Consider the following 7,706-nt stretch of genomic DNA (forward strand, 5'->3'; position numbering starts at 1 on the left):
GTACATCGATGTGCTGGTGGCCGATCGGTGCGCACGGCCGAGCAACGATCTGGTGTCCGACCTCGTCGCGTTCGACATCGACGACTGCGGCCTGACTGCCGACGACATCCGGACGATCATCGTCGAGTTGATTTCCGCCTAGAGTCGCCGATCCGAGCTCACAGCAGTCCGAGCAACTGCAGATCGGTGACGTACTTGACGATCACCTCTCGCGTCACATGCGGAATGTCCTTGTCCGGCCCGATTTTGGCGTCCTGGACCGCGCTGCGGAACCTCTCCGTCGGCGCGATCGAGCCGCGGATCGGTGTTTCCGGCCGCTGGTAGTTGTGCAGCAGCGGCAGGAGTGAGGCTTGACGTTGACGATCGGGTAGCGCGTTGACCGCCATCGTGAAGCGCTGCAGCCACTCGGCGTAGTCGTCGACGCGCTGGAGTGGATATCCGGCATCGATGAGCCAGTCGACGAACTCATCGAGTCCGATACCGTCGTCGTAAGGGTTCATCACATGGAAAGTCTCGAATCCGTCCACCACATGAGAGCCCAGCGTGGAGATCGCCTCGGCGATGAATTCCACTGGGAGACCGTCATAGTGCGCACGCGGACGGTGGCCGGAGGCGTCGAGTGCGTAGAACGACCCGGGTGCTGTGCCGGTGGCGACGAGGCTGAGCATCAGCCGGGTGAACATGTCAGGCAGGTTGAGCTGGCCCGCGTAGGTCGTGTCCGCCAGGATCATGTCGCAGCGGAACACCGAGACCGGCAACCCGCACAGGTCGTGTGCCTCCCGTAACAGCACCTCGCCGGCCCACTTGCTGTTCGAGTAGCCGTTCGCATAACTGTCGTCGACGCTGCGGGTCGCGCTGATCGTCCGGATGTCACCGTCTTCGGTGAACCCGCCGGGCTCGATCCCGGCGCCGACACCGATGGTCGACACGTAGACGAACGGCTTCTGCTTGGTGGTCAGCGCGAGGCGGATCAGCTCGGCGGTGCCCAGTGCATTGGGGCCGAACAGCTGGCTGTAGGGCAGCACGTGGTTGACCAGGGCTGCCGGGTCGACGATGAGATCGACGGTGTCGGCCAGCCGTCGCCATGTGCGGGGGTCGAGCCCGAGATCGGCTTCGCCCTTGTCTCCGGCGATGACCTCCAGGTGGTCGGCCGCGAGCTCCCGGTAGTGTTCGAGCAGTTTCGGATCGCCGCTGTCGAATGTCTTGCCGAGCCGATCACGCGCCGCGGCATCGTCTTTCGCGCGGACCAGGCACACCACGGTGCCGCCGACCAGATGCATCCGCTCCAGCCACTCCAGCGCGAGATAGCGGCCCAGGAACCCGGTCGCCCCGGTCAGCAGGACGGTGCGGACCTCGGCGCTCGGACCCGGCAGTGACGGGGCGTCCGCCAGGGTCTGGGAGTCGACGAACTTGTCGAGCGTCAGATCGCCGGCGTGCGCCCGGGTCGCGTCGCGGCCGTGGACGGAGGCGAAGGTCGGCCTCGTGCTGCCCGGTTGCCGCTGGGTTTGGATGTAGGTGGCCAGCGTCTGCAGATCGGAGGCGGGGCTGACGATCACCCCGACCGGCACGTCGACATCGAAGATGTCACTCAGCAGGTTGCCGAACGTCAACGCAGACAACGAGTCTCCGCCCAGATCGGTGAAGTGGGCGTCGGGCTTCAGCTCACCGGCAGAGGCCCCGAGCAGCGCTCCGGCAGCCCGCGCCACCGTCTCGAGGGCCGGCCGGTCAGCGCCGGTGGCACGCAACTCGCGCAGTTCGTCGGCCTGGCCGTCGGCCAGTTCGGAGTAGAGCAGTTCCAGCCGATCCCCGTACTGCGCCTTCAGTCTCGGCCGGGCCAGCTTGCGGATACCGGTCAGCAGGCCGTTCTCCAGAGAGAAGGGTGTCGTCTCGATGATGAAGTCGCGGGGGATCTCATAGGACTGCAGACCCGCCGCCCTGGCGGCGTCCTGAAGCGATTCGTTGACCGCGGTCTTGACGTCGTTTCGGCGCAGCGCCTCGTCGGTGGGCACGATCACCGCCAGCAGGTAGGCGCGAGCGCTGTTGCCGTACAGGTAGATCTGACGGATCAGCGGACTGTCGCCGAACACGGCCTCGAGGGCGGAGACGGTGACGAACTCGCCTTGTGACAGCTTCAGCACGTTGTTGCGGCGGTCGACGTAGACGAGTTGATCGGGTGCTGTTTCGGCGACGACGTCTCCGGTGCGGTAGTAGCCGTCGGCGTCGAACATCTCGGCGGTGACTTCGGGCCTCTCGTAGTAGCCGGGAAAGAGGCTGTCGGACTTGACGAGCAGTTCACCACGAGGGTGCGGGCGATCGGTGTGGAAGTATCCGAGATCGGGGACGTCGACGAGCTTGTAGTCGATGACGGGCGGTCGCTGGATCTGCCCGTCGACGAAGACCGCACCGGCTTCGGTCGAGCCGTACCCGTCGATCAGGTGGATGTCGAGAAGAGCTTCGACGAAGGTCCGCATCTCGGCGGAGAGTGGCGCAGAACCCGTCATCGCCGAGACGTACCGGCCACCGAGCAGGCTCTGTCGCAGTTCGGCGAACACCGCGGCGTCATCGCCGGGGCGTTGGTCCAACTCCTTGCGGACCTCGGCGAAGATCGTGTCCCAGATCCTCGGCACAAAGGACAGCTGGGTGGGCCGCACCAGTGCGAGGTCTTCGAGGAAGGTCGAAAGATCGCTCCTGGCAGCAAAATATGCGGTGCCGCCGGCGCCGAGCGTGCCGTAGAGCATCGCTCGGCCCATCATGTGGCTCATCGGCAGGAAGTTCAGGGTGATCGACGGATAGGCGCCCTGGTCACCCCAGTTGGCGCGGGTGGACCGGCGCCACGCGTTGGCGACCAGGTATTCGGTGTACATCGCGCCCTTGGGGGCGCCGGTGCTGCCGGAGGTGTAGATCAACAGGGTCAGCGGGTCGGGTTCGGCGGAGACGTGAGGCCGGCGCACCGGCGATCTGCGTCCGCGGTCGATGATGTCGGCGAGGGTGTCGATCGTGATGCTTCGGCCGGCCTCCGACAGCCGCGCTGCCGCATCGCCCAGCGCATCCCGATGGTCCTCGAGCTGTGCGTGATGGTCGAAGACGACCAGCTCGGAGACGGTCGGGCTGCCGAGTGCCAGCTCAACCGCATCGGCGAGATAGTCGACGGCCGAGGCGATCACCACCGGTTCGGTCTCGGCGACGATCGGCTGCAGGGTCGCAGCCGGCGCACTGGTCTGCAGTGGCACCGACACCGCCCCGTGCATGGCCAGCGCCATGTCGATGGTGGTGTAGTCCACGCTGGTGAATCCGAGAATCGCGACACGATCGCCGGGGTGCACTTCGGTCATCGCGTTGGAGATCGCGTGGACCCGGTCGGCGACCTCGGCGTAGGTGACGGTGTCGAAGTGTGGCAGTAGTTCGGCGGAGGTGCGGCCTGTCCGGGGGTCTTCGACGAAGTGCACAGCGCGCTGGCCCAGCGCCGGCCGTTCGGCGTATCCGTCGAGCACCGTCTGCATGAGCGCAGGCAACCGCACGTCGCGCGGTTCGATGGCGTGTGAGATTTCGTCGCTGGGCAGCGCCTGCGCGAATTGCGGGTCGGTGTGCTGCAGATCGGCGACGCGGCCGGCCAGCCGCTCTTCTCGAGTATTGGTAGACATCAGAAGTCCTTGAGCCATATCGGGGTAGTTGGGGGCGCGACGCTGCGCCTACCGAAAAATTACGTTAGTAAAACTAACTTTATTCCGAATGTGGGGGCTGACAGCGCTGTCAAACCGCTGTGAATCTCCCGTACGGGTGGGCGCCTAGCCCCGTGAGTCTTTCGGGTTCAACTCATCGAGTAGGCGCTGCATCGTCCGTGTCATCTGTGCGAAGTCCTTGGAGCCGACCAGTTCTGACCATCGCCGCTCCATGTCGGCGACCCGATCGCCGGCGACGGTCATCAGGCCGCGGCCACGCTCGGTCAACTCGATCAGTTTCGCGCGACCGTCGACGGGGTCCGGGCGACGGGTCACATAGCCCATCTCGGCGAGATCGTTGACCAACCCCGAGGTGGCGGCCAGGCTCAACTGCGCACGCTCGGCCAGTTCGGTCAGCCGGACGCCACCCATCCGGATATTGCCGAAGATCTGGAAATGCGGTTCGCGGATGTCGCCGTAACCTGCCGCTGCCCGGGGGGCGGCGAGGTCGTCGCGGAACTCCCGCAGCAGCCGCACCAGCAGCTGGCCGATGGCCAGTCGGTCCTGCGGCAGATCTCTTGACGTGGCCATGCCCGCTGAGGATACTACGGATACTGAAGTTTCGGTTTCCGAAGTAAATGGAGGATGATGGCATCCGAACTCGTCACCACGTCTCTGGGCGGTCTCCATGTCGAGCGTATGGGTTCCGGATCGCCGGTGGTGTTGTGGCACAGTCTGTTTCTCGACTCCCGCTCGTGGTGTGGTCTCCAGGACGACCTGGCGCGCACCCGCTCTGTGATCGTCGTCGACGGCCCGTCGCACGGCCGAAGCACACCCGTCGAGCGCGACTTCACCTTCGCGGAGTGCGTCACCGCCGCCGAGCAGATGCTCGATGGCCTCGGTGTGACCGGGCCGGTCGACTGGGTGGGCAACGCCTGGGGCGGCCATGTCGGAATCCAGCTGGCCGCGCACCGACCCGGCCGCATCCGGACGCTGACCACGATCGGCACGCCCGCTCATGCCCTGCGCGCGGCCGAGCGATGGACCAAGGTGTGGCCGCTGGTCCAGCTCTATCGGCTGACCGGTCCGAACCCAATCCTGGTCAAGCCACTGTCGGATGCACTGGTCGGCGCCGAATCATTCGATGCGGCACCCGAACTCGCGCACGCCGTGATGAGTGCGTTCACCGGTGCGGACAAGGCGGCCATGTTCCGTGCGATGCGGTCGATGATGCTCAATCGTCCGGACATGGGCGCGGACCTGTCGACGATCACCGTCCCGACGCTGCTCATCGCCGGCCGCGACGACATCACCGGTTGGCGGCCCGCTGACGCCCAAGCCGTCGCCGACACCATGATCGATGCGAAGGTTGTCGCCGCGGACGGGTCCGGACATTCCTCGCCGCTGCTGATCGACCGGCAGACGGTCGCGGCAGCACTGACCGACTTCTGGGCGGCTCAGCCGGTGTAGGCCGGCTCAGAGGTCCGCGAGCAAGCCCGCTACGACGTCCAGTCCTTCCAGAAGAAGGTCGTCGCTGATCGTCAGCGGCGGCAGGAAGCGAAGCACGTTGCCGAACGTCCCGCACGACAGCACGATCACACCGGCCTGGTGAGCGGCGGCGCACAGCTTCTTGGTCAGCTCCGCGTCCGGGTCGAAGGTGCCGGATTTGACCAACTCGACGGCGATCATCGCGCCGCGCCCGCGGACGTCGCCGATCCGATCGTCCTCCGCCTGCATCCGGCCGAGCTTGTCCTTCATCAGCGATTCGATGTGCGCGGCGCGCTCGACCAGACCGTCGGCCTCGATCGTCTCGATGGTCGCCAGCGCTGCAGCGCAGGCCACGGGGTTGCCGCCGTAGGTGCCGCCCAGCCCGCTGACATGCGGCGCATCCATGATCTCGGCGCGTCCGGTGACCGCCGACAGCGGCATCCCGTCGGCGATGCCCTTGGCGGTGACGATCAGGTCCGGGTCGATGCCCTCGTGTTCGCAGGCGAACATCGCGCCGGTGCGGGCGAATCCGCTCTGCACCTCGTCGGCGATGAACACCACGTTGTTGGCGCGACACCAGTCCAGCAGCGCGCGCAGGAATCCCTCCGCGGGAACGATGAAGCCGCCCTCACCCTGGACCGGTTCGATGATCACCGCGGCCAGGTTGTCGGCGCCGACCTGCTTGTCCATCACGTTGATGGCCCGCTTGGCCGCGACCTCGCCATCGGTGGCCATCTCCTTGCCGAATTCGGCGTCGCGGAACGGATAGGACATCGGTGCGCGGTAGACCTCAGGCGCGAACGGGCCGAACCCGTGCTTGTAGGGCATTGATTTGGCGGTCAGCGCCATCGTCAGGTTGGTGCGGCCGTGGTAGGCGTGATCGAACGAGACCACCGCCTGCTTGCGGGTGTACGTCCTGGCGATCTTGATGGCGTTCTCGACGGCCTCGGACCCGGAGTTGAACAGCGCCGAGCGCTTCTCGCCGGTCCCGGGGGTGAGCCGGTTGAGTGCCTCGGCGACAGCGACGTACTTCTCGTAGGGAGTGACCATGAAACAGGTGTGGGTGAACTTGGCCGCCTGCTCGGCCACCGCTTCGACGACCCGTGGCGAGGAATTTCCGATCGTCGTGACCGCGATTCCCGATCCCAGGTCGATGAACCGGTTACCGTCGACGTCCTCGACGATTCCGCCGTACGCGCGCGCCGCGTAGACGGGCATGGTGTTGCCGACCCCACGTGCCACCGCGGTGGTCTTGCGCTTGATCAACTCAGATGACCGCGGGCCCGGAATCTCGGTGGCGAGGTGGCGGCTCTGCTCGAGGGTGCTCAACGGGAGACCTCCTGGATGTCCTCTGGAAACGGGCGACGACGACTGCCGGCTGCGGTTCGAGCCTAGCCGCTGGAAGGTTCGATCCATCGATAACCTGGGCACCCTGTGCCGAGACCATCGGCGACACCGGGTAACGGCAACGAATTTCGTTGTGGTGATGTCCGAATCTGCCCCCGCCGACGGCCCCGGACCGGTCCAGGTGCCGCGATAGCCCACCCGGGGGGTCGGAGATGACGGGCCGCAATGGCACACTGGTCGACAACTTCTTCATAGATGCGGCCCCGACCTCTGGGTTCGGACGCCGTGACCGCGAGACCGATACGAAAGACAGTCACCGCCATGGATCTGGTCATCTTCCTTCCACTGCTCATCGTCATGGGCGCGTTCATGTACTTCGCCTCCCGCAAGCAGAAGAAGGCGATGCAGGCCACCATCGACCTGCACAACTCTCTCCAGATCGGTGATCAGGTCCACACCACGTCGGGTCTGCAGGGCACGATCACCAACCTCGGCGACGACTATGTGGACCTGGAGATCGCCCCCGGCGTCGTCACCACCTGGATGAAGCTCGCCGTGCGAGACCGCATCGCCGACGACATCGAGGACGACGAGGACGAGGTGGAGGAGTCACAATCGACAACCACCGAGATCACGGAAAGCCCCAACACCAAAGACTGAGCTGATATCTCAGCTTCAGCACATACCCTTTGCGTGCGGTTGCCGCACCGAGCGGTACTGACGAACTGATCTCGAGGAGACTCTGACACGTGGCATCGTCTTCGACGCCGGTGCACCCTGCCCGCTACCTGGTTCTTTTCCTTGTGATGCTCATCGGCTCCTACCTGCTGGTGTTCCTCACCGGGGACAAGGAGCCCGATCCCAAACTGGGCATCGATCTGCAGGGCGGCACCCGGGTCACGCTGACCGCGCGCACCCCGGACGGCACACCGCCCACCCGCGATGCGCTCAACCAGGCGCAGCAGATCATCAGCGCCCGAGTCGACGGCCTCGGCGTCTCGGGCTCCGAGGTCATCATCGACGGCCAGAACCTCGTGATCACCGTGCCCGGCAACGACAGCAGTGAGGCCCGCAACCTCGGCCAGACCGCACGCCTCTACATCCGGCCGGTGATCCACTCGATCCCCGCGGAGGGCGCGGAGGGTGCGCTGCCGCAGGAGGGTCCGGCGCCCGGCATGCCACCCGGTGCGATCCCCGGAATGCCGCCCGGTG

5 protein-coding genes and 1 pseudogene are annotated in these 7,706 nt (G+C 65.9%); 3 read left to right on the forward strand and 3 right to left on the reverse strand.

The annotated features are described in order from the left end of the window. Nucleotides 1-158: 158 nt before the first annotated feature. Together car and WA965_RS02490 are read right to left on the reverse strand one after the other, a co-directional pair. Entirely contained in the window at nt 159-3,641 is a 3,483-nt protein-coding gene (gene car, locus WA965_RS02485) for a carboxylic acid reductase (RefSeq protein ID WP_526297644.1), read from the reverse strand. Nucleotides 3,642-3,785: 144 nt separating this feature from the next. Then, nucleotides 3,786-4,250: a MarR family winged helix-turn-helix transcriptional regulator gene (locus WA965_RS02490; protein ID WP_526297646.1), complete on the reverse strand. Its 465-nt coding sequence runs from the start codon at nt 4,248-4,250 to the stop codon at nt 3,786-3,788. A gap of 57 nt (nt 4,251-4,307) precedes the next feature. Here WA965_RS02490 and WA965_RS02495 point away from each other — a divergent pair, with 57 nt between their 5' ends. Further along, nucleotides 4,308-5,129: an alpha/beta fold hydrolase gene (locus tag WA965_RS02495; RefSeq protein WP_526297648.1), complete on the forward strand. Its 822-nt coding sequence runs from the start codon at nt 4,308-4,310 to the stop codon at nt 5,127-5,129. Nucleotides 5,130-5,135: 6 nt separating this feature from the next. On the opposite strand, the gene gabT is transcribed toward WA965_RS02495, so the two are convergent. Continuing rightward, entirely contained in the window at nt 5,136-6,476 is a 1,341-nt protein-coding gene (gene gabT, locus WA965_RS02500) for a 4-aminobutyrate--2-oxoglutarate transaminase (RefSeq protein WP_526297650.1), read from the reverse strand. Between the two features lie 339 nt (nt 6,477-6,815). Between gabT and yajC the strand changes: the two genes are divergently transcribed. Both yajC and WA965_RS02510 read left to right on the forward strand, forming a co-directional pair. Beyond that, entirely contained in the window at nt 6,816-7,154 is a 339-nt protein-coding gene (gene yajC / locus WA965_RS02505; protein WP_526297652.1) for a preprotein translocase subunit YajC, read from the forward strand. Between the two features lie 89 nt (nt 7,155-7,243). Then, nucleotides 7,244-7,706, forward strand: a pseudogene (locus WA965_RS02510) (protein translocase subunit SecD); the annotation flags it as partial.

The organism is Mycobacterium sp. (genome assembly GCF_049683935.1).
GTDB lineage: Bacteria > Actinomycetota > Actinomycetes > Mycobacteriales > Mycobacteriaceae > Mycobacterium.